Source organism: Streptomyces sp. NBC_00090 (assembly GCF_045160815.1).
GTDB lineage: Bacteria > Actinomycetota > Actinomycetes > Streptomycetales > Streptomycetaceae > Streptomyces.
Window position 1 is genome coordinate 7,734,552 of sequence record NZ_CP108224.1, and the last position, 22,689, is coordinate 7,757,240.

At 69.9% G+C, this 22,689-nt stretch carries 18 protein-coding genes; 6 read left to right on the forward strand and 12 right to left on the reverse strand.

The features are described 5' to 3' along the window. Positions 1-63: 63 nt before the first annotated feature. Together OG361_RS34425 and OG361_RS34430 are read right to left on the reverse strand one after the other, a co-directional pair. The gene (locus tag OG361_RS34425) at positions 64-711 is read right to left on the reverse strand and encodes a LuxR C-terminal-related transcriptional regulator (RefSeq protein ID WP_405859837.1); all 648 of its coding nucleotides are present in this window, start codon (positions 709-711) and stop codon (positions 64-66) included. Then, positions 702-1,853: a histidine kinase gene (locus tag OG361_RS34430; RefSeq protein ID WP_405859839.1), complete on the reverse strand. Its 1,152-nt coding sequence runs from the start codon at positions 1,851-1,853 to the stop codon at positions 702-704. Before OG361_RS34430 ends, OG361_RS34425 begins: the two co-directional genes overlap by 10 nt. A 197-nt stretch (positions 1,854-2,050) precedes the next feature. Here OG361_RS34430 and OG361_RS34435 point away from each other — a divergent pair, with 197 nt between their 5' ends. Then, the gene (locus tag OG361_RS34435) at positions 2,051-2,692 is read left to right on the forward strand and encodes an ATP-binding cassette domain-containing protein (protein WP_405859840.1); all 642 of its coding nucleotides are present in this window, start codon (positions 2,051-2,053) and stop codon (positions 2,690-2,692) included. On the opposite strand, the gene OG361_RS34440 is transcribed toward OG361_RS34435, so the two are convergent. The 3 genes from OG361_RS34440 to OG361_RS34450 all read right to left on the reverse strand — a co-directional run bounded on the left by OG361_RS34440 (position 2,689) and on the right by OG361_RS34450 (position 6,367). After that, a complete protein-coding gene (locus tag OG361_RS34440) occupies positions 2,689-3,597 on the reverse strand; it encodes an ArsR/SmtB family transcription factor (RefSeq protein WP_405859843.1) in 909 nt (302 codons plus the stop codon). The genes OG361_RS34435 and OG361_RS34440 overlap by 4 nt on opposite strands. A 468-nt stretch (positions 3,598-4,065) precedes the next feature. After that, positions 4,066-5,094 (reverse strand): guanitoxin biosynthesis L-enduracididine beta-hydroxylase GntD, encoded by a 1,029-nt coding sequence (gntD, locus tag OG361_RS34445; RefSeq protein WP_405859845.1) that lies wholly within the window; start codon positions 5,092-5,094, stop codon positions 4,066-4,068. A 22-nt stretch (positions 5,095-5,116) separates the two neighbouring features. Continuing rightward, positions 5,117-6,367, reverse strand: a complete 1,251-nt coding sequence (locus tag OG361_RS34450; protein WP_405859847.1) for an MFS transporter — start codon at positions 6,365-6,367, stop codon at positions 5,117-5,119. Positions 6,368-6,623: 256 nt separating this feature from the next. On the opposite strand from OG361_RS34450, the gene OG361_RS34455 reads away from it, so the two are divergent. Continuing rightward, on the forward strand, positions 6,624-8,204 hold the full coding sequence (locus OG361_RS34455; RefSeq protein ID WP_405859849.1) for an ArnT family glycosyltransferase: 1,581 nt from the start codon (positions 6,624-6,626) through the stop codon (positions 8,202-8,204). Between the two features lie 103 nt (positions 8,205-8,307). On the opposite strand, the gene OG361_RS34460 is transcribed toward OG361_RS34455, so the two are convergent. The 7 genes from OG361_RS34460 to OG361_RS34490 form a co-directional block, all read right to left on the reverse strand. Beyond that, positions 8,308-9,072, reverse strand: coding sequence for a PP2C family protein-serine/threonine phosphatase (locus tag OG361_RS34460; protein WP_405859851.1), 765 nt, complete (start codon positions 9,070-9,072; stop codon positions 8,308-8,310). Further along, a complete protein-coding gene (locus OG361_RS34465; RefSeq protein ID WP_405859852.1) occupies positions 9,069-9,752 on the reverse strand; it encodes an FHA domain-containing protein in 684 nt (227 codons plus the stop codon). Before OG361_RS34465 ends, OG361_RS34460 begins: the two co-directional genes overlap by 4 nt. After that, the gene (locus OG361_RS34470) at positions 9,740-10,408 is read right to left on the reverse strand and encodes a 4Fe-4S single cluster domain-containing protein (protein WP_405859854.1); all 669 of its coding nucleotides are present in this window, start codon (positions 10,406-10,408) and stop codon (positions 9,740-9,742) included. The genes OG361_RS34465 and OG361_RS34470 overlap by 13 nt, the downstream gene beginning before the upstream one ends. After that, on the reverse strand, positions 10,405-12,300 hold the full coding sequence (locus tag OG361_RS34475) for an AAA family ATPase (RefSeq protein WP_405859856.1): 1,896 nt from the start codon (positions 12,298-12,300) through the stop codon (positions 10,405-10,407). The genes OG361_RS34470 and OG361_RS34475 overlap by 4 nt, the downstream gene beginning before the upstream one ends. A 59-nt stretch (positions 12,301-12,359) precedes the next feature. After that, a complete protein-coding gene (locus tag OG361_RS34480; protein WP_405859858.1) occupies positions 12,360-13,646 on the reverse strand; it encodes a hypothetical protein in 1,287 nt (428 codons plus the stop codon). Further along, entirely contained in the window at positions 13,643-15,862 is a 2,220-nt protein-coding gene (locus OG361_RS34485; RefSeq protein ID WP_405859860.1) for a serine/threonine-protein kinase, read from the reverse strand. Before OG361_RS34485 ends, OG361_RS34480 begins: the two co-directional genes overlap by 4 nt. Before the next feature lie 339 nt (positions 15,863-16,201). Next, complete coding sequence (locus tag OG361_RS34490; RefSeq protein WP_405859862.1) at positions 16,202-17,173, reverse strand: acetylxylan esterase; 972 nt, start codon at positions 17,171-17,173, stop codon at positions 16,202-16,204. A 460-nt stretch (positions 17,174-17,633) separates the two neighbouring features. Between OG361_RS34490 and OG361_RS34495 the strand changes: the two genes are divergently transcribed. From OG361_RS34495 to OG361_RS34510, 4 genes are all read left to right on the forward strand, one after another. After that, positions 17,634-17,915 carry a hypothetical protein gene (locus OG361_RS34495; protein WP_405859864.1) on the forward strand — a complete coding sequence of 94 codons (282 nt, stop codon included), beginning with the start codon at positions 17,634-17,636 and terminating at the stop codon, positions 17,913-17,915. A 208-nt stretch (positions 17,916-18,123) separates the two neighbouring features. After that, on the forward strand, positions 18,124-19,944 hold the full coding sequence (locus OG361_RS34500; RefSeq protein ID WP_405859866.1) for a glycoside hydrolase family 15 protein: 1,821 nt from the start codon (positions 18,124-18,126) through the stop codon (positions 19,942-19,944). Positions 19,945-19,947: 3 nt separating this feature from the next. Continuing rightward, entirely contained in the window at positions 19,948-20,892 is a 945-nt protein-coding gene (locus OG361_RS34505) for a cyclase family protein (RefSeq protein WP_405859868.1), read from the forward strand. A gap of 170 nt (positions 20,893-21,062) precedes the next feature. Beyond that, complete coding sequence (locus OG361_RS34510) at positions 21,063-22,643, forward strand: GMC oxidoreductase (protein WP_405859870.1); 1,581 nt, start codon at positions 21,063-21,065, stop codon at positions 22,641-22,643. The last annotated feature ends 46 nt before the right edge of the window (positions 22,644-22,689 follow it).

A 22,689-nucleotide genomic window follows, 5' to 3' on the forward strand; every position in this document is an offset into this window, starting at 1 on the left:
GCCCGTTCGACGAACGGGCCCGCCGCATTGCCGTACCCGGATACGTAGGTGTCTGTACGGTTCTCAGCCGGCAGCGTGCTCCAGATAGGTCAGCACGGCGCGGACCCGCCGATGACCGGCGTCGGTCTCGGTGAGCTCGAACTTCGCGAAGATGTTGCCGATGTGCTTGTGCACGGCGTTGTTGGTGATGGACAGCTTCTCGGCCAACGTGGAGTTGTCGTGCCCCTCCGCCATGAGCGCCAGGACCTCCCGCTCCCGGCGGGTGAGCGCGGACAGCGGTTGCGTTCGCCCGGTGAGCAACTGGGTTATCACGTCGGGGTCGAGCGCGGTGCCGCCGGTGGCGACCCGGTCGAGCGCCTCCAGGAACTCGTCGACCCGGCTGATTCGGTCCTTGAGCAGATAGCCGACGCCGCCCCCGCTGCCGGAGAGCAGCTCGGACGCGTACGTCGGCTCCACGTACTGGGACAGAACCAGGACCGGCAGGCCGGGATGGACGCGCCGGGCCTCGATCGCGGCCCGGATCCCTTCGTCGCGGAACCACGGCGGCAGCCGCACGTCGACGATGGTGACGGCCGGGCGATGCCGGTCCACCGCGGCGAGGAATCCCGCGGCGTCGGCGGCGACTTCGGCCACCTCGTAGCCGGCACTGGTCAGCAGCAGCTCCAGGCCGGTGGCGAGCAGGACGTTGTCCTCCGCGATGACTATCCGCACGGCAGCTCCACGGTGATCGTGGTGGGGCCGCCCACCGGGCTGACGACCGTGACGCAGCCGTCGAGAGCCTGCGCGCGGCCACGGAGGCCCGCCAGTCCGCTGCCACCGTTCTCCCGCGCGCCGCCCACGCCGTTGTCGGTGACGACGACCGTCAGCATGTCCTCGACGCGCCGCACGCTCAGCCCCGCCTCCGTGGCCCGGCTGTGTTTGGCCACGTTCGTCAGCGCCTCGGTGACCACGAAGTAGGCGACCGCCTCGATGGCCGCCGGGATCCGGTGCAACTCGCCGAGGTCGATCGAGACCGGCACGCCGCCCCGGGCGGCGACGGTGCGCAGCGCTCCCTGCAGCCCGCGGTCGGCGAGGATGGGCGGGTAGATGCCGCGGAGCACCTCGCGAAGCTCGACCATCGCCTCCTCGGTGACGTCGGTCGCCTCGCGCAGCATCCGGGCGACGGTGACCAGGTCATGGTCGAGGCACCGCCGGGCCATCGCGAGCCGCATGGCGACAGCCACCAGCCGTGCCTGGGTGCCGTCGTGCAGATCGCGCTCGATCCGCCGCAGTTCGGCGCCGTGCGCCTCGAGCGCGTCACTGCGGGTGCGGCTGAGCGTGGCCACGCGATCGGCGAGCAATTGGGTACGCGACGACGCGAGCACGGCGAGAGTCAGGCGGGCGTAACCCGTGGCGAGCACCGGCAGCGCCAGGCAGCCGACGGCGAACAGGACGGTCTCCACCGACGGACCGCCGGCGATGGCCCCGTGCCGGCCGACGACCGGGATGTCCAGCACCGTATTCGGGCTGCCCTGCACCGGAAACGCCCACCACTGCAGGGGAGCCGCCGCGACCAGCAGCGCGTTGCCGACGCAGACGACCGAGGCGAGCCCGCAGGAGAGGCCGAGGGTGAGGTGCAGGGCGAGCCAGTACAGATGACGGGGCAGGGCGATGCTCTGCGCGCGGACCGGGCGGCCCAGCAGACGACCGGCTCGCTGCCGGTGCCACTCGGCCCACGACCGGCGCATGCCCGGGTGACAGAGCAGCAGGAACGACAGAAGGGTCATGGCCGCGGTGCCGAATTCCCCGATCAGATAGACCGTGGCCCGCAGCGGCGGCGCCCAGGCACGGATCGCCGGGGCAGACCGGGCCACCGCGTGCAATACAGCAGGCTGTAGTTCTTTCCCTGGGGCAGAAGGTATGGGCTCGTCAGCGCGGGAGGTCATAGCATGCAGTTGAGGCCGAGTGTCCGAAACGGGAGATGAATAGATTTGGCTCACCTCCGCCGGAGTAGAACGGGGACGGTGGAACGGTTGCACAACCAACCTCCCGAGCATGGAAAGAGACCACCATGACTGAACAGCGTCCGGCTCTACAGCTGTGCCATGTCGGCAGGACCGAAGCCGGAGGCATCGAGTCCGGATTCGTGATCGAGAATGTGAACTTCACGTGCGAGGCCGGCACCTGGACGGCGTTGGCCGGGCCGGCCGCCGCGGGCAAGACCAGCGTCCTGCGGTGCGCCGCGGGTCTGGATCCGGTGACGGCGGGCGAGGTTCGTCTTGCCGCGGGTCTGCGGCTCGCGCACGTCGGACTCCGGCCGGTGACGGAACAGTTGGCGACGATCGGCACGCTCGGCTCGGCGCTGGGGCAGCTGGCGGCGGGGGAGGCCGAGATGCTGCACGGGGCATTGCACCGGCTCGACCTGTGGGAGGAACGGGACACCCCCGTACTCGGCCTGACGGAGAGTCGGCAACGCGCGGCGGCGGTCGCGATCGCGGTCGCCGATGCCCCCGACGTACTGCTCGCCGATGACCTCACCAGCGGCCTTCCGCCCGCGGGCGCGGCGGCGGTCCTGGACCTGCTGCGCGACCTGGTGGACCGGCAGGGACTCTGCGTCGTGTCCTCGGCCGCGGACCTGGCCTCTCTGGAACGGGCCGACGCGGTGGTGCTGCTCGCCGATGGCCGCGTGGTCGAGACACGGGTCATGCCTTAGCCGCGGGGCCGCGGACCGTCCCGCAGCTCACCCGTCCGTGGGTTGCCCGGCCTACCCGGCCCACTGGCGACCTCGGCGGGCAACTCCCTTTGCAGGAGCGCAAAGCCGAGCGGAGTGAGCGTGTGCATGGCGGTAGTACGGTTGCGTAACGTCGTGATCAGACCCGCCTCGCGCAGCACAGTGGCCTGCTTGCTGGCGCCGGAGAGGGAGATGCCGAGCCGGTCGGACAGATCGCCGGTGGTGCCGCTCTCGGACAGCGCGCGCAGGGCGGCCGCACGGGTGGCTCCGACGAGGGCGGCCAGCGCCCGGTCGCCGTCCACCTCCGATTCCTCGGGGGGCGACTCCAGATCGTTGAGATCCAGCGGCACGGAGAAGACGAGCGCGGGCACGCGGGACTGTCGCTCGGAGCGCACGAGCACGCAGGTCTTGTCGGGGAGGAACAGCGAGGGGCTCAGGATCAGGCCGCGCCCGTCGAGTGTGATGTCGAGGTCGACGTTGGACGCGACGCGCAGCTCCGAGGACTCCCAGGTCACCTTGGGGTGCAGGCCCGCGAGCAGGAATTCGACGCCGTTCGTGATGGCTATCCGCCCGCGCACGTCACGCTCGATCTCCAGCCGGGCCTGTATCTGCGACCAGTAGGGCAGGATGCCCGCGCTGCAGAAGAGGAAGACCACCTGGGCGAGGCGGCGAGCCCGGGCACGCACGGCGGGCGGCACCGAATCCGCGTCGGCTCCATCCCGCTCGAGCAGCCACAGAAGGTCGGGAATCACCTGGTACTTGGACACGACCTCGCCCACGGCGGGCAGATCGTCGCCGAGGCGCTCGCGCACGAACTTTTGCCAACCGGCACTGCTGCGAGCCCGTTCGCGTCCGAAGTGGTGAAGTGCGAAGACCGCTTCGGACACGGGTCCTAAAGTATGGACCATTCTTAGTCTTTGTATGTCCTGGCCGGTAACTTTGATGCGCAACATCGCCACCCCCGATATATAATTTGCTCACAAAGCCTATGCGCGTAGCGGCAGCGATGGCAAGGATAATGATCCCTCAAAGGACTTGGCGACAGTCCAGGCCTATCGGGATTTAGCCCTCAGCAATGGAATTGCGACCTTCGTGACCGATTCGTGCATCGCCGTCGCCAATGTCTGGCCTGGGCGCGGGTTTGATGGCAGCGTTGCCAGGGGGCGGCAAATATGTCTCGAAAGCGACGACCGCGATTCAGCCATGGCCGTCCTCGACCTCCCTCCGGCCGCCGGCGCACGGCGGCGAGCACCGGCAGCCGCGACGACCTCGGTCACGGCTGCCGCACTACAGCTCAGGCATTCCGTCCCGCGGCCCGAGACGCTGGGGAAATGCAGGGACGGACGAGCCGCGCATCAGTAGATGACCCGCGACTCCGCCGTCAACCGCGCGTGTCGGGACTTGCGCAGATCACGGGCGATATTCAGCCGACGCAGCCAACGGTCGGTGCCGTCGAAACGCGCCTGGAAGGGCTTACGGCCGTGTACTACCCGGTAGTTATCGATGAAAGCGATATCGCCGGGACTCAGGGCCACTCCGTCCATCCTGCTGTCCAGGGCCTCGCCGATCTCGTCCAGTACCCGCTGCTCGCTTTCACCCTGTGCACCCTGCATGTAATAGGGATCCAGTCGGACGTATGGATCCCTCGCTGAGCCGAAGAGAACCGCGACCGGTTCGGGGGACCGCAGGGCGCTGTCCACCCGCTCGGCGCTGCGCCTCATGAGTTCGGCCACTTCGGGATCCTCCTGACCGCCGGCGACCTGGTTCTGCGGACGGTGCGAGTCGTCCGGAAGGATCTTGAATCGCTCCTCCGCCAGGGCCGCGCGCGTCGCTTCGTCGAGCCGCACGTCGGCGATGTCGGAGAACGTCGTCTCCACCCCATCGGGGTTGCGCAGGCACATCAGGCCCAGGTAATCGGTGCGCAGGGGATGGAAGGCGTCCTCGGTGTGCCAGGTGAGCGTCTCCGCGCTTCCCCAGCCGATCTGGCCGTGTTCGTGGGCACGTATCGGGAAGATGTCGTGCATGACCCGCCCATCCTGCTGGGTGGCCCAGGCGATCGGCTCGCCGAGCAGGCAGGCGATGAGCAGGAACGGGATGTCGAGGTGCAGCGTCGCGTCGGGCGCGGCCTTGTCGCGCCAGTCCGGCGGGGTGAGCCCGAGCTCCGCGTCGTCGACCGGCAGACCGGACACGACCAGCACGCCCGACGGCTCGGTCAGCTTGAAATCGACCAGCGCCGTCCGTAGTTCGCGCGGCAACTCGTGCGCGTAGACCTGGGCGGCCCGGTGCAGGGCGGGATCCTCGATGGACGTGAAGCGCCCCACGACCTCCTCCGTGATCTTGTTGATCGCGGCGATGTCCTCGTCGCGCAACCGCAGCTTCAGCATGTTCTTCCTCCGTTGTCGGTGGTCAGGAGTGCGTCGGCTGTCGTGCGGCCGACGGCCCGGCCGGTGTGAGGCGGCGCAGTGTCGGGCTCAGGGTGGCGCCGACGGCGACGACCACCAGCAGCGCGGCCGCGCCGAGAATGCGCACGGCGCTGTCCTGGGTGCTGATGGACAGCACGCCGGCGATGACGGGGCCGGCTGTGGCGGCCAGTTCGGAGCCGAGTCCGACGAGGCCGGACAGGCGGCCACGCAATTCATCGGGCACAGACGACAGTTGGCAGGTGATCACGGTCGTGTTCGCGACCGGCATGGCCATCGCGGCCACGCCCAGCAGAATGCCGAGCGGCACGCCGCGCGATGCGTACGCCATGACGCCGGCGACGGCGGCGAAGACCCAGGTCGAGCCGATGACGAGCACCCCCGGCGACAGCGCCGCCGCGTGCAGACGGTCGGCGATCAGGGCGCCGACCAGGCCGCCCGCGCCGAAGCACGTCATCATCAGACCCATCTGCCCGGGCGCGACGTTGTCCTCGCCCGACACGATGAGCACGAGCACGACCAGGGTGTGGAACGCGAGGTTCACGCCGATGATCCAGGCCATCGTCGCCCGGATGATCGGCATGCGCAGCAGTGGCCCGAACCCGCCTGGCCGTGGCGTGGCGGCGGCCTCGGCTTCTGCGTCGGCCTTGGGGACGGCGGCGCGGCGCGGCAGGTGCAGCGCGGCCAGCGCCACGAACGACACCGCGAGCGCCGACGTGTTCAGCGTGAACGGCAGCACCTCGTGCAGCCCGAACAGGAAGCCGGCCAGCGCCGGACCGATCAGCAGCGCGGCGAACGGCCGGGCCGCGTTGCGCGCCACCGCCTGCGCCAGCATGCTCTCCGGCACGACCTGGGGCAGGGCCGCGTTCTCGGCCGGTACGAAGATGCCGGCGGCCGCGCCCTCGACGACCGCCACGAGCAGGATGTGCCACAGCGGGCAGTTGCCCAGCAGGACGGCGACGGCGACGCTGAGCATCGCCACCGTACGGACGCCCTGGGTCGCCACCATCACCCGCTTGCGGTCCACGCGGTCGGCGAGCGCCCCGGCGGGCAGGCTGACCAGTGTGCGGGCGCCCGCGAGCACCGCGGCGACGCCGGAGACCGCGGCCGCCGAGCCCCCGTGGGCAAGCACGAGAAGCGGGAACGCGATGTACGCGATCTCGCCGGCCAATTCGGACAGGAACATGCCCGACCAGAGAATGCGGTAGTTCCGGTTGCGCGGCAGAGGTGTGGTCATGCCGTGCCTTCCCTGTGAGACGGCAGCCGACGGAGTCGAGTCTTCCGGCGGCAGGGCCGCCCCCGCCATGAAGTTGACCCGTGGACGAAACTCCGAGGCCAGCCGCGTCGCGCCCCGGGTGAAGGCCACGGCCTGCGCAATGTCGGCACGGCTCAAGTTCGTTGAGGACAGAGGTGCGCGCGTCGATATTTGAGGGCTGAGTCGTGTCCGACATCCGGCACGGCAGCGAGCTACGACGGAACGGAACGGAGTCCCTATGGCTTTCGTGAAGGTGGCCGCTTCCCCGGAACCAGAGGCGTCCACGCCGCCCGAGGGGCTGACCCCCGTGCCATGGCGGACGGTGTCGCTGACCGCCGCCGCGATGACGGTGTGCCTGCTGGCGCTGGCCACTCGGCACGGTTACCACGTGGACGAGCTCTACACCCGGGCGGCGAGCCGCCATCTCGCGTGGGGCTACATCGACCAGCCGCCGCTCGTCGCGCTCGTCGCCAAGGCCGAGATGGCGGTGTTCGGGGACAACCTCTTCGGCTTCCGCGTGGTGCCGGCGCTGCTGGCCTCCGTCGCCGTGCTGCTCGCCCCGCTGATCGCCCGCGAGCTGGGCGGCGGCTCCCGGGCCCAGATACTCGCCGGGTTCATGGCCTTCGCGTCGGGCCTGGTCATGTACACCGGCCACATCATGGGCACGAACAACTGGGACGAGCTGTCCTGGCTCACGGCGTCCTGGCTGCTGATCCGGATGGTGCGCACACGCGACACCCGCCTGTGGTGGGCGATCGGCCTCGTGGTCGGCGTCGGCCTGACCGCGAAGTACCTGCTGGTTCTTCTGCTCCTCTGCCTCGGTGCCGGTCTGCTGGTGTTCGGACCGCGGTGGGTGTTCCGGACCTGGCGCTTCCCGGCCGCGGTCGGCGTGGCCGTGGTCATCGCCTCGCCGGTGCTGATCTGGCAGATCACGCACGGCATGCCGCAGCTGGAGATGAGCGCCGCGCTGTCCAAGGCGCTGGAGAGCCTGTCCCGCAGCACCTTCATCCCGATGCAGCTGCTCCTCATCGGCCTCTTCCTGAGCCCGGTGTGGATCGCCGGGCTGGTCGCGCTGCTGCGTCGTCCCGAGTGGCGCGCCTACCGGTTCGTCGGCTGGGCGTACCTGCTGATGGTGGTCGTGCTGCTGATCGTCGGCGGGCAGGGCGCCTACACGACCTCGCTGCAGTTCGTCCTTCTCGCCGCGGGGGCCGTGGTCGTCGACCGGTGGGCTCGCAGCGTCACACGACTCGGTGTGATCGGCGGGCTGACCGCGCTCAACGCGGCGAGCTCCGCGATCCTGCTGCTGCCGACGCTCCCGATCAACACGTACGCGAACACTCCCGTCCTCAGCGACATGGCCATCGTCCAGTTCGACCAGGTCGGCTGGCCCGCGATGACCAGACAGGTGAACGCCATCTATCAATCGCTGCCGTCGGACGAGCAGGCGCACACCGTCATCTACGGCAATCACTACGGCCAGGCCGGCGCGATCGACAAGTGGGGGCCGGAGTACGGGCTGCCGAAGGCGTACAGCGGCCACAACTCGTACGCCGACTTCGGCCGGCCCGGCGAGGACAAGACGACCGTGATCACCATCGGGGTCGACCCGAAGCAGTTCGGCACGCTCTTCCAGTCGTGCGAGAAGCGCGGCGAGTACACGAACGACCTGCCGGTCTCCGACGACGGCCAGAAGTTCATGGTGTGCCGTGGCCCGCTGAAGCCCTGGCCGCAACTGTGGGAGCAGCTGCGCTGGATCGGCTTCCAGTGCCCCTACACGGCCGAGGCGGTGACGGCCAACAGCACCAAGAGCTGCGACTGAGCCGGTAGGGGAGACCGGAGCCCCTCGGCACGACGGATCGTCGCGGGCCGTCCGGCTGCCGCTTTCGGAAGCGGCGGCCGGACGGCGCCCGCGCGGTCCGGTCTCAGCAGCGCACCAACAGGGCGGTGATGTTGTCCCGGCCGCCGGCGTTCATGGCGGCGACCCAGAGAGCCTTCACCGCCCGGACGTCGTCGTCGGAGTTCTCGGCGAGGATCCGTTCCATCTGGGCCACGTCCACCAGGTCCGACAGCCCGTCGCTGCAGATCAGCCACCGGCTGCCCGGAACATACCGCTCGGTGCCGGTGTGCGGCCGGACGGGCTCGAAACAGGCGGCACCGCCGAGAGTCTGGAGGACGAGGTTCGTACGGTCGACTGCTCGTCCCGGCACGTCCCAGTCCGCCACGGGCGAGTCGTCCACCGACACCTGTCCCAGATAGCCGCCGTCCTCGCGGTAGAGCCGGGAGTCGCCCACGTTGAACCAGAACACCCTGTGGGGGGTCAGCCACAGTCCCGCGGTCGTGGTTCCCGCACCGGCACACGCCGAGTCCGCCTCGGCCAACTCGTACAGCTCCGCGTTGATCTCTCGGAGCAGGTCGCCGACGCCGGCGCTCCGGGAAGCGTGCTCCGCCAGCCTGCGGACGGTGAGGGCCGCGGCGATCTCGCCTGCGTTGTGGCCACCGAGCCCGTCGGCGACCGCGACCACGGCCGGCTCCTCGACCAGCAGTCGCACCACGACAGGATCGATGGTGTCCACCCCGGCCGCGGTCAGTGCCCCGATGACGAACGCGTCCTCGTTGCCGTCGCGGACGGCGCCGCGGTGAGTCATCGCGGTGACGGTCACCTCGACCACTTCTCGGGGCCCGGTCATCGCCGGTCCGCTTCCCCTGGCCGCTCGACAGTGATCCCGAGCGTGCAGTCCGCGGCCAGCCTGAGAACGTCGCCGTCCCGCAGGGGTGTCCGGGCACCGGCACTGATCGGGCTGCTGTTCACGAAGGTGCCGTTGGTGGAGTGCTCGTCCCGTACCCATGCGGTGCCGTCCGGTTCCAGACCGACGGTCGCGTGCTGACGGGAGACGTTGTCGTAGCGTTCCAGCAGGGCGCGCGTCGTGTGTGCGGCCGGAGCGCGGCCGAGGAGCAGAGTGCTGCCCGGCGTCACGGTGCGCTCCACCGCACCGAACCGGATCCGCAGGACGGTGGTGGGGACGTCCCGGCGGGTCGCCTGCACGTCCACGGCCCCCTCTCCGGAACCGGCGGTACGGGACGGGCGCACCTCGGCCAGCATCCGCTGGCAGACCACGCACACCTGATTGGTCGGCACCGGAACCGGGGCTCCGCAGTGCGGGCAGGCCCGGGGCCGCTCCCCTTCGGCCGGATCGCCCTCGGCCGCGGTCCCAGAGGTCTCCACCCCGGCCGCGGGCGTGTGCGGGGGCGGGCCGGGCCGGGGGTACCGGGCGACGACGGGACGGCTGAGGTTCCCGGAGCATCCCCGGCAGACGAGATCGTCGTCCTCCGCCGCCAGGCCACAGGTCGCGCAGGTCAGCTGCGCCATGACACCTCTTCCATGGTGATGCCGGCCGATCGGAGGCGATCGCTCAGGCGATCCATGTCGCCCTGGCGGGGAACGCCGATGAACCAGATGCGGCCGTCGTCCACCGCGACCTGCATGGGCGGCGAGTCGACGGAGCCGGTTCCCTCGTACCGCTCGCGCCCCAGATCGGTCAGCGCGGTCAGACGCTGGTTGCTCGAACCGTGCCAGCGCAGACCGGGGCTGTTGAGGCGCTCCACATACGGGCCGGTGAGCACCGCGTCGCAGAGGCGGAGGAGCGCGGGGTGCTCCTCCCTCAGCCGGGCGAGGGAGTACCCGCTGTAGACGAGCACGTCCACGGGCGCGGGCCGCTCGCGGCGCCAGGCGTGGACCCACTCCAGGAGCGCGCCGAGCGCTTTCGGCTGCTGGAACGGCTCTCCGCCCGAGACCGTGATCCCGTCGAGCGGATCGGGCAGCCCGGAGAGCCAGGCCTGAAGTGCCGCGACGTCCACGAACGTGCCGGGATCGGCCGCCCAAGTGTCCTGGGAGACGCACCCGGCACAGCCGATCGTGCAGCCTTGCGTCCAGATGCCCGCCCGGGTCCCGGGGCCCAGCGAGGTCACCGGGTAGTGCGCCTTGTTCAGCATCAGCTCGACGGGGCGGGCGGGGGAGGCCGTCATGCCAGCTCCACGGAGACGATGTCACCCTCGCGCCGCAGGCCGGTCACCCGGACGTGTGCACCCGCTGCCGGGTCCCGGTCGAACAGGGCCCGGGCGAGGGGATTGACGAACTGCGATTCCAGGGCCATGCCGATGCCCCGGCCACCCATGTGCGGGTTGTCGGTGCAGCGCTCTCGCAACGCCGCCTGGGCCTCGACGTCGACTTCCAGGACGATGCCCTGCTCCTCGTGGACCCTGGAGATGATGTTGTCGAGCTGGAGGTCGAAGATGCGGGCGGCCGCCTCGCGGTCGATGAAGTCGAACACCACGATGTTGTCCCCGAAGCGGTTGAGCAGCTCCGGTCGGCCGAGGACTCTGGTGAAGTGGTCGTTGATCGCCGCTTTCATGCGCTCCTCGATCTCCTCGTACGGCATGCCGGGGTGAACCTGCGGCACGAGCCGCCCGCTGCCGTCCTCCACGCTCGTCCCGAGGTTGGAGGTGAACACGAGGACGGACTCGGAGAAGTGCACGGTCGAGCCGCGCCCGTCCGTCAGCCGGCCGTCCTCGAGGATCTGCAGGAACTTGTCCAGGATCCGCGGGTGGGCCTTCTCGATCTCGTCGAAGAGGATCACCCTGAAGGGCTGCTGACGCACCGCGTTGGTCAGTTCGCCCCCCGCCTCGAATCCGACGTACCCCGGTGGCGCCCCGATCAGCCGGTCCCCGGCGTGCTCCGAGGAGAACTCGCTCATGTCGAACCGCAGATAGGCGGACTCGTCCGCGAAGATCAACGACGAGATGGCCTTGGCCAGTTCCGTCTTGCCCACGCCCGTGGGACCGGCGAAGAACAGTACGCCACGCGGCCGGGCCGAAGACCTGGACTGCTGCGCGCCGGACAGCCCGAGGGCCGCGCGCTTCAGGATGTCGAGGGTCTTGGTGACGGCCTGCGGCTGTCCGACGACCCGCTGCGGGATCGAATGCTGGCCGTCCGTGATCCGCTTGCGGAGGTACTCCCGCTTCCAGGGGTTGTCCATGACACCGAGTTTGTAGATGCGGATCGCGTCCGGAAGCTCCGTCATCGTCAGGCCGCGGTCCCGGGCCAGCCGCGTGACCTCGATCATCGCCTGGAGGGTGAGTCCGTCCGTCTGAGCCGCGAACGCGTCGCACGCCTCGGTCGCCCGCGCGTCCGAGTCGAGGTCCGTGACGCCGAAGAGCTTCATCAGCAGGCGCGCGGTGGCCTGCCGGTCGCCCAGATCCGGTACCGGCAGCCCGATGGACCGGATCTGGTCGTTGGCCGAAGTGAGCCAGGCCGGCAGATCACCCTCACGGTCCGCCAGCCAGATCACCGGGTTGTACAACGGGGTCGTACGGCCGCTCGGCGCGCCCACCGGAACGGCGATGCGGGAGAGCCTGGCACAGAACCTGAAGAAGTCCCGTTCGTTCGGCTCCATCTCCGTCGCACTGCGCGCGATGCGGGAGGCGTCGTCGATCGCGAGCGCCGCCCGGATCTGCTGCGCGGGACGGGCCAGCTCGGCCATCAGCGTACGCAGGGTCTCCAGTGAGGGAAGTGCTCCCGGCCGTGGAGGCCGAGGAAGCAGCCGGGACATGGCCGCCTCGGCCTGATCGGTTTCCTCGGCCGTGGCACCGGCCGGCAGGTGCACCCGGAGACCGTCCACGGGGTCGTGCACGAGCAGGCATGCGTAGCCGTTCGTGCGGAGCGTCTGCCAGAGCAGGTCCAGCAAGGACAGCAGACGGGGGCGTGCGTCGCCGGACTCCCGGACAAGGAAGCTGTCATGGCGGTTCCCCCACAGGACGAACTGCGAGTGGACGGGCAGAGTCGCCTCGAATTCCCGGACGAACGGCGGCCCCGCCGTCGGCGGGACGCCAGCAGGTGTGCGCGTGTCCTCGGCGGACAAGGATTCCCCTCCCCATGTTGCCGGCTTCCGGTCCGGAACCTGTCAGTCGTTCGGACGGATCACCGGTCGCGCTCCCGGTATCCGGGCCGGGCCCGTGTGCTCGCCGCTACCGGGGCGACGACCAGGGGCACGGGAACCTGTCCGGGTGGGACCGCGACCTGAACGTCGGTGCTCAGCCCCGCCTGTGCGAGCCGGTCACGCAGTTCATGGAAGTCCTGACACCACTGTTCTTCGCGTTCGACGTCAAGGTGCGCGTCGTCGTCGCCGTCGCCGGCGGCGGTGCGCACCACCGCGGTACGCATCTGGCCGCCCTGCTGGTCGATGACCAGGTTGACCGCGTGCTCGGGCCATTCGCTCCGTGACAGGCGCAGGGTGCCGTCGGTGACGGTCAGCGTCTCGAATCCCTGGCCGACGTGGTAGCCGAGGTCGGTGAGGGCGTCGGTCACCGTGTTGACCACGTACTGCTGCTCGGCTTCCGCTTCGGCCGCGGCCCGGCAACCGGCCACCCGCCGGCGAAGTGGCTCGTCGAGGGCGCGGCGGCCGGCCACGACCTCCGCGAGCAGAGCCCGCACCGAGTCCACGTCCGCCTTCCGGGTGTGTTCGAGGTCTTGGAGGAACCCGATCGCTTCGTCGGCGTCGCGTCGCCTCGCCTCCGCGGCCGAATTGGCACGCTGCACCCGGAGCCTTGTCTCGGTCAGCCAGGTGCGTGCTTCGTCGAGGGTGGTCGCCTCGGCCGCTCGCACCGCGGCCAGCTGAGCGTCCGCCCGGTGGCCCGTGCCACAGTCCGGAAGGAGGCGCGACAGGACTCGGGTCAGGGTCCGTTCGACATCCTCGCGCGCGGCTTCGTCCTCGTGCTCGGAGCCGACGGCGCCGGAGGGCTCCGAGCGGTCCGCGAACAACTCGGCGGCATCGACCAGACGGCGCTCGGCAGTGCGCCCGGTCACGTCGGCGAAGAGATCCGTCGCGAAGGCGCGAGCGGTCTGTTCCTGGAGTTCCCGCTCCGCGGTGGCCAGCGCGCGGTCGGCCTCGGCGCACCAGGCTTCCAGCTCCGCCGTGGACTGCGTGCCGATGCGCAGCGGCTCGGGAGGCCGCACGATGATGGCGGCACCGTACTGCTCCCTGAAGTCCTCGCGGGACTGGGAGAGAGCCGTGATGCGCGCGTTGCGTGTCCTGACCCCGCGTACGGCCGCGTCCCGGGCGGCCGCGGCCAGGAGGGCTGCGTCGCGGGCGGCCTCCTGACGGCGTCGTGTGGCCTCGCGTACCGCTGCGTCCTGTGCGGCCGCGCGTAACGCCTCGGCGGTGAGGGACTGGTCAAGCTGGTACGTCGTACATTTGGGCCCGCTCATCGTTCCCCCTGAACCTGCGGCCGCTGTGCTTCGTGCGTGGTGCGCCAATCCCTGTACCGGATGAACGACCAGAATCCGTACCCCGCCGCAACCACGAGAGGAATCGGTGACCAGATCTCCAGCGTGACGATCGCCCAGATCACGGTGGCGAGTGTGAGGTAGAGGAGGCAGCCCCCGCCCAGGACCTTCGTGCTCCTTCGCATGGGCTGCAGTTGCGTCGCCACTGCTCTCCGTCGGCCGGGCAGGCGACGGAGCCCCTCGGCAAGGCGGGATTGAAGGGACCACCGAGGGTGGTAGGCCTGTCCGAGTCTCGCCGCCAGCACCAGCTCGCAGGCGAGCGGAACTCCGCAGGTCACCGTCGCGGCAGGGACGAACCGCAGCAGGAACTCGTCGTCGCCGACCAAGGTACCCACGATCAGCGGCACGCCGACCGGCAGGGCGAACAGCAAGGCCACTCCGCCGAGGGCGCGCCGGATGGTCCCTCCGGTGCCGGATCGTCTGTGTTCCTCTGATTCCTGCCACTCGTGCTGATGGGTCGCCGCCACGGCCTGGTGAGCGCGGCGCAGCTCCTCCAGGCGGCGGGCTTCGGCGACGGCGGCCGGAAGAGTGCGCGTGGCCGCCAGGTGACGGACGGGGTCTCCACCGTCGGCCAGCAGCGCGTCGAACCAGCCGGTCGTGCCCTGTGCGGACGCCGCGGAGGATTCGATCCGTTGTCGTAGCGCCCGGGCCCATTCCGGGTCCACCGCGATGGCCAGCGCCTCCACGCGGATCTCGGACCCCCTGAGTTCTGTGCGGATCCTGGGTGGCAGTGCGGCCGACTCCTGCAGTCCGTCCCACCGGGCATTGAGGTCGCGCCAACGACGGTTCACGTCGGCGAGCTGGTGAGCGCCTTCACCGAAGGTCGCGAGGGTTGCGAGCAGGTCGCGCGTGTACAACTCGTCGACGAGCTCTCGTGCGGTCCGGCGTCCGTCGTCGTCCTGGGTGGACGAGGCCTGCTGGGCCAGTGTGAGCAGATCCTCGGGAAGCATCCGTTTGCCGCGGTAGACGGGCGGCATCGTCGGATCGAGCCAGTGCAGCAGCCGCAGCACCTTCGCGTCCGGCGCGTCGGTTCCGGGAAGGTGGATGTCGATCAGGTCCACGAGGTCTTCGAGGTCGTCGTGCTCGGGATCCTCGAACTGCGCCAGCCAGTTGCGCAGTTGGCGCCAGCCCTGGCTGGGATTGTCCGCTTCCCCCATGGAGACGAAGAACCGGCGCGCGGCGGTCTGCCAGTCCGCTGCCAGTGCCCGGGCCAGTGCTGTTCTCTCCGTGTACTTCACACCGTTGAACTGCAGGGGCTTGCGGCCGGTGGTGCCGGCCGGCTCAGTGCCGGAAGCGGGTAACTCCTCCGCCACCTCCGGGGTACCGCCCTCGAGCCACCTGCGCACCTCGGAAGCACCCCACCGGCGGCCCGGATCCCTGACCAGCAGCCCGCTGCACAGCAGCCGTACCCGCTCATCCGTCACATCCGACACATCGACCGGCCGAGTGGCCAGATGATTCCGGACCGCCTGCTCCGACAGGCCCTCGAACGGCGCACGGCCTGTGGCCAATTGGCGGGCGAGCGCCCCCACCGCCCACCAGTCCTGCGAACCGGACACCTCTGCGCTGAACAGATACTCCGGGGCCGAATACGCCGGCGTCCCGAACGCGCGCTGCGTGAACCGGGACGTCTCATCCAATGACTTGCTCACGCCGAAGTCCGCCAGCGCCAACTCCAGCGGTTCCCTCCGGCGTAAGAGCACGTTCGAGGGCTTCAGGTCGCCGTGCACGATTCCTACACCGTGGAGCTCCGCCACCGCCTCCGCCAACTGGGAAACGACACTGGACAGGACAGCCGGCGACATCACGGCTCCGACCCCGACCAGGTCCTCCAGCGACCCCCAGGAGAGGTACTCCGACACCTCGAAGTCACGCCCGTCCGAGAAACCGGTCTCGATCACACGTACCACGTGGCTGGTGTCCAGCCCCCGCAAGCGCTCCCAGACCTCGGGCGCGACCCGGACCCCACTGCGGTACACCTTCGCGACGAACTCACCCCCCGCCGCGTCGCGGACCAGCAACACATCCGCCTCACGCCCCTGGTGCGGTAACTCCCCGACCACCACGAAGCGTTCGGCCAGCGCCGACGGAAGTCGCAGCAGAGCTGCGGAAGCTCCGTCGTCATCACGACGCGTCACGGCGGCATCAGGTAACCCACCGCCGGAACCGGCATCATCACGACGCGTCACATCAGATGACACAGCCCACTCGTCCAAACCGTCACCCCCGCGGCAGGATCTTATCCGGCCGCGTCTTTGCTTGTAGGTGCCGGAGATGAAAATTGGCCCCGCATTCTTGGGCCTGTCGACGGAGCCCGCCTGGACCTCCCGGAGGTCCCGGCGACGCAGCTGAAGGCCCTGGGGGCGGGTGTGCTGACCTGGGGTTCACGCTCGCCCGGATCCAATGACGGGTCGGGAACGACGAAGCGCCGCCGGCCCCTGACGGCGGGCGACGCTTCGTCGCGGCCGGAGTGCGGGTCAGCCGCGCAGCCTCCCGGGCAGCCAGCCGAGCTGGGCCGCCTGCTGGAAGGAGTCGCCGCCCTCGTGGTCGTTGAAGTCGTAGACCTCGATCTCCTTGTCCGTGTTCGCGTACGCGTTGAAGGCCGCGAACACCGTCGACGGCGGGCAGGTCAGGTCCTCCAGGGCCGTCGAGAACAGCGCCGGCGCCGTGGCGCGGGCCGCGAAATGGACCCCGTCGAAGTAGGCCAGGGTGTTCCGCGCCTGCTGGACGCGGCCGCGGTGGGTCTTGAGGTAGTTGCCGATCTCGCGGTACGGGGTGCGGTCCGTGATCGTCGTCGCGCGCGGGAAGTCGCAGAGGAACGGGACGTCCGGGGCCACGGCCACCAGGTTCCGCACCAGTCCCGAGACGGCCAGGGTGATGCCGCCGCCCTGGCTCACCCCGGTCACGGCCGTGCGAGCGGCGTCCACCAGCGGATGCGAGCGCGCCGCCTCGACCGCGCGGACCGCGTCCGTGAAGAGCCGCCGGTAGTAGTAGGTGTACGGATCCTGGATGCCCCGCGTCATGAAGCCGGGGAACGCCGGCGCGCTGCCGACCGGGTCGGGGGTGTCGCCGGTGGCCCAGCCGCTACCCTGCCCGCGGGTGTCCATCACGAAGTGCGCGAACCCGGCCGAGGCCCAGAGCAGATGCGTGTGCGGCAGTCCGCGCCCGCCTCCGTATCCGAGGAACTCGACCACCACCGGCAGCGGTTCGGACGTGCCGGCCGGCAGGACGAACCAGCCCTTGACCGGCTGCCCGCCGAACCCGGCGAAGGTCACGTCGTACACCTCCACCGTGGCGAGCCCCGTCGCGACGGGCTCGAAACGCGCGTCCAGCTCGTGCGCGCGCGCCTCGTCGAGGGTCTTCGTCCAGAAGGCGTCGAAGTCCTCCGGCTCCGCGGACGTGCTGCGGTACGTGCGGAGTTGGTCGATGGGCAGGTCGAACTGGCTCATGGAAACCGCCTGGTGGGTGAGGGGTCGCGTTCGAAATCTCGACCGGTCACTCCGGTCCTCCTCACCCTAAGGGCTGTCCCGTAATCCCCGGCGGGCGCGCGACGACAGCTACGGCGCCTCGCCGCGTTGTCGGAACGTCCGCATACATCCAGTATGCGGACGCCCCTCCGCCTTGCGATGCACCGCATCTGACGCCGCGCGCTGATCCACCGGGGATTACGGGACAGCCCTTAGCCCTCCGGCTCGCGCGATTCATGTACGTGAATGATCTGGGGCTTCCGGGAGAAGGGTGCCGGAATCACGGCTCCGGAGGGCCGGCCGCCGGCGCCTTCCGTCAGACACGTCGTATCGAGGGCGTTACGAGAACGCCGCGGGGCCGGTCCCCGTGGCATCCTCGGACGATGCCCGCGCCGAGTCGTGCTGCGGGCTCTCGTCGTCCTGCGCGGAGGGACACCACACCATGCTCATCAACCACACCGTTCGTCACGACGTCCTGCACGTGACGCTCCACCGCGATCTGGACGTCACCAACAGGGCCGCGGTGGCGCTCCAGGTCCAGGCCCTCGTCCAGGAACACCGTCCGAGCCGCGTGATCATCGCAGTCCCGACCGCCGAACCGACCCCCGCGACCCTCAGCGCCCTCGCCCGCGCGCACCGCATGTGCGTGAGCCTGGGCATCCCCCTCACCCTGAGCGGAGCGAGCGCCCGCACCCGCCGCCTCCTGGACGTGAACACCCCGTAGGGGGTTCGGCGGGTCCGCCGTCAGAGCGGCCGGGCTACGGGAGGCCGGGTGGATCGCCCTGCGGGGGCGCCGGCGGGACACGGGTGGCCCGGCGGAGGCGGGCGAGGCCGGGCGGACCCGGGCGGACGTCGATCGTTTCGACGTGGCAGGCGCGTCCAGGGTGCCGGATAGTGGACGCAGGGGCTACTTCCGAGACCTCGGAGCCGCAATGGACCGCTACCCTCCCATCGCCGAGCACGGGCTGGTGGGCGACCTGCAGACCGCGGCGCTCGTGTCGTCGCAAGGCGTCGTCGACTGGTTCGCGGCGCCCAGGTTCGACTCGCCCAGCATCTTCGCCGCCCTGCTCGACCACGACGGCGGCGGGTACCTGCGGCTTGCTCCCGAGCACCCGGACGGGACCTGTAAGCAGCTCTACTATCCCGACACCGCCATCCTGGTGACCCGTTTCATGTCACCGGACGGGGTGGGTGAGGTCGTCGACTTCATGCCCCCGGACCAGACCCGCACCGCGACCGACCGGCACACCCTGGTCCGTATGGTCCGCGTCGTGCGGGGCAGCGTCGACTTCACGCTCGAATGCCGGCCGCGCTTCGACTACGGCAGGGCCGAGCACGCACTCGAACTCGGCCGGGACGGCGCTGTGTTCCGGGCGCCCGGGCTCGACGGGCACCTGCAGACCACCTTCCCGCTGGAGCGGGACGGCCAGGACGTACGCGGACGAGTGACGCTGAAAGCCGGCGAGTCCGGCGGCGCCGTCTTCACCGTCTGCGCCTCGGGTGGCAAGGCGCCCGTACCCCCCACCGCCGACGGGCTCGAGAGGCAGTTCGACGAGGTCAGCCAGTTCTGGCGGCACTGGCTGCGCAAGTCCCGCTACCGGGGGCGGTGGCCCGAGCTGGTGCACCGCTCGGCCATCACCCTCAAACTCCTCACCTACGCCCCCACCGGCGCGCTGATCGCGGCAGCCACCATGGGCCTGCCCGAACAGGTCGGCGGAGAGCGCAACTGGGACTACCGGTTCACCTGGGTACGCGACGGCGCGCTGTCCGTACGAGCCATGCTGGACCTCGGCTTCGTCGAGGAGGCCACCGCGTTCATCCACTGGCTGGTGGACAGGCTCCACGAGCGCGAAGGCAAGGAGGGGGAGCCGCTCCAGACGATGTACCGGGTCGACGGAGACCCCGACCTGCCGGAAGAGACCCTCGATCACTTCGAGGGCTACCGCGGCTCCGCCCCCGTCCGTATCGGCAACGGCGCCGCGGACCAGCTTCAGCTGGACATCTACGGCGAGGCCCTCTACGCCGTGTCCCAGGGAGCCGAGATCGCGCAGCAGGCCGGCTTCAAGGGATGGCGGACGCTCGCCCGGACGCTGGACTGGCTCGCCGAGGCCTGGGACCGGCCGGACGAGGGCATCTGGGAGACCCGGGGCGGCCGTCAGGACTTCACCTACAGCCGGGTGATGTCGTGGCTCGCCTTCGACCACGGGCTGCAGCTGGCCGAGCACTTCCGCAGACCCGCCGACCTGGAACGGTGGCGCAAGGCCCGGGACGCCGTGTTCGAACAGGTCATGGAACGAGGCTGGAGCGAGAAGGAGCGCGCCTTCGTCCAGCACTACGACGGCGATGTCCTGGACGCCTCGCTGCTCCTCATGCCCCTGGTCGGGTTCATCGCTCCCCGCGACAGGACCTGGCTCTCCACGCTCGACGCGATGGACCGCAAGCTCGTCTCCGACAGCCTCGTCTACCGCTACGACCCCGCCGCATCGCCGGACGGTCTGCGCGGCTCGGAAGGCACCTTCAGCCTGTGCACCTTCCTCTACGTCGACGCGCTGGCGCGGGCGGGCCGCGTCTCCCAGGCCCGGTACGCCTTCGAGAAGATGCAGACCTACGCCAACCACGTGGGGCTGTTCGCCGAGGAGGTCGGTCCCAGCGGCGAGCAACTGGGCAACTTCCCGCAGGCTTTCACGCACCTGTCCCTGATCAGGGCCGCCATCACTCTCGACGTGGCGCTCGACGCGGAGAACGGGAGCTGATCCATGGTCACGCATGCCCGTCGAGCCGAAGGCCCCACGCTGACCGCGGCCGAGTTCGCCGCGCTCTACCAGAGCCTCCTCTCGCGCACCGCCTGGGCCGGCGGCGAACGGGGCGCTCTGGTCGCACTCACGCCCGCCCGAGTGCTGGCCGCCGGCCGTGAGATACGGACCGGCCGGACGGTCACACTGGCCGCACCTGTGGAAACGTCATCAGGACCCGACAACCCGGAGCCCGCCCAGCACAAGATGAAGGGCAACCCGAAGGACCGCGCCACAGGCGGGCTCGGTTTCGCCATGGACCGCTTCGCGATGAACGTGCACGGCGACGCGGACAGCCACATCGACGCCCTCTGTCACGTGATCTACGACGGCACGCTCCACGGTGGCGTGGCCGCGAGCAGCGTCACGCCGGGCGGTGCCGCGGCACTCTCCATCGATGTGGCTCACGACGGGATCGTCGGACGCGGCGTACTGCTGGACATCCCGCGGCTGCGCGGAGTGCCGTGGCTCGAACCGGGTGATCACGTGACCGCCGAGGACCTCAGCGCGGCCGAGACCGCGCAGGACGTCCGTGTGGGTGAGGGCGACCACCTGTTCGTCCGCGTCGGCCACCGCCGGCGCCGCGCCGAACTGGGCGCATGGAACACGGCGCAGTACCGCGCCGGGCTCCACCCGACGGCGCTGGAGTTCCTCGCGGACCGGCGGGTCGCCGTGCTCGGCGGTGACGGTAACAACGACACCGCCCCGAGCTCCACCGAAGGCGTCGACTTTCCGGTGCATGTCCTGGCGATCCACGCCATGGGCATACACCTGCTGGACTACCTCCAATTCGAGGACCTGGCGAAGGTGTGCGAAGCGGAGGAGCGCTGGTCCTTCCTGTGCGTCGTCGCCCCCCTGCGGCTGCCTCACGCCACCGGCTCACCGGTCAACCCGATCGCCGTCCTCTGAGAAGACCAGGTCCGCATCGCGTCGAGTCGCCGCTCCCGAGGGGGACCGGTAGCTTCGAAAGAGCCACGAATCCGATCAAGCGGGTGCGCTCCGGCACCCCGTAGCACCGCGACTCTCCGTACGGACGCTACGGCCAGGACGGCCCGCGACTCCAAGAACGGGATCTCCGCATGGCTGACGATCAGCACTACGACGTCATCGTCGTCGGTACGGGAGCGGGTGGCGGCACCCTCGCCCACCGGCTGGCCCCCACCGGCAAGCGGATCCTGATCCTGGAACGCGGCGACTACCTGCCGCGGGAACGGGACAACTGGGACTCCACCGCCGTCTTCGTCAAGGGCAGGTACCGCGCCCCCGAGTTCTGGTACGACAAGCATGGCAACGAGTTCCCCCCGGAGGTGAACTACTACGTCGGGGGCAACACCAAGTTCTACGGTGCCGCGCTCTTCCGACTCCGCCCCGAGGACTTCGGCGAACTGCGCCACCACGACGGCGTCTCACCCGCCTGGCCGATCCGCTACGAGGATCTGGAGCCGTACTACACGGAGGCGGAGCAGCTCTATCTCGTGCACGGCCGCCACGGCGAGGACCCCACCGAGGGTTCGGCGAGCGGCCAGTATCCGCATCCGCCGGTGGAGCACGAGCCGCGCATCCAGCAACTCAGCGACGACCTGGAGAAGAAGGGGCTCCACCCCTTCCATCTGCCGATCGGGGTGAACCTGACCCAGGACGGGAACGGCCGGGCCACCCATGCCAGCGTGTGCATCCGCTGCGACCGTGTGGACGGCTTCCCGTGTCTGCTGGGCGCGAAGTCCGACGCCCAGGTGATCTGCGTCGACCCGGCGCTGAAGCACGACAACGTCACCATGGTCACGGGCGCCCACGTACGGCGGCTGGACACCGACCCGACCGGACGCACCGTCACCGGGGTCGTGGCCGAACTCGGGGACGGGACCACCCAGGTGTTCAGCGCCGACATCGTGGTCGTCGCCTGTGGCGCCGTAAACTCCGCCGCGCTTCTGCTGCGTTCGGCGAACGACAAGCATCCCGGCGGCCTGGCGAACAGCTCGGACGTGGTGGGACGCCACTACATGCGACACAACAACCTGGCGCTGATGGCGGTGTCGAAGGAACCCAATCCCACAAGGTTCCAGAAGACGCTGGCCCTGCACGACTGGTACCTGGGTGCGGACGACTGGGACTTTCCGCTCGGCGGCATCCAGATGCTCGGGAAGTCCGACGCCGACCAGATTCACGGCGAGGCACCGCGCTGGGCCGGCGCCGTCATGCCGGACATGCCGTTCGAGACGCTGGCCCACCACGCCGTCGACTTCTGGCTCTGCGGCGAGGATCTCCCGCTGCCCGAGAGCCGCGTCACTCTGGACAAGGACGGCGCCATCCATCTGGCCCTCGACGAGAAGAACAACATCGCCGGTCTGGAACGCCTCCGGCACAAGCTCCAGGGCATGCTCGGCCACCTGGGCATGCACGAACACCACCTGCTGCCGCACAGCATCTATCTGCACAAGGGCATGCCGATCGGCGCCACCGCGCACCAGGCCGGCACCGTCCGGTTCGGCGACGACCCGAAGAGCTCCGCGCTGGACGTCGACTGCAAGGCCCACGACCTGGACAACCTCTATGTCGTCGACACGAGCTTCTTCCCCAGCATCGGTGCGGTGAACCCGTCACTCACCGCCATCGCCAACGCCCTGCGGGTCGGCGACCGGATCGCGGCCCGCCTGAGCTGACACGAGGCGCCGGCGATCAGCGCACGGCGATCGGCGCACGGCGATC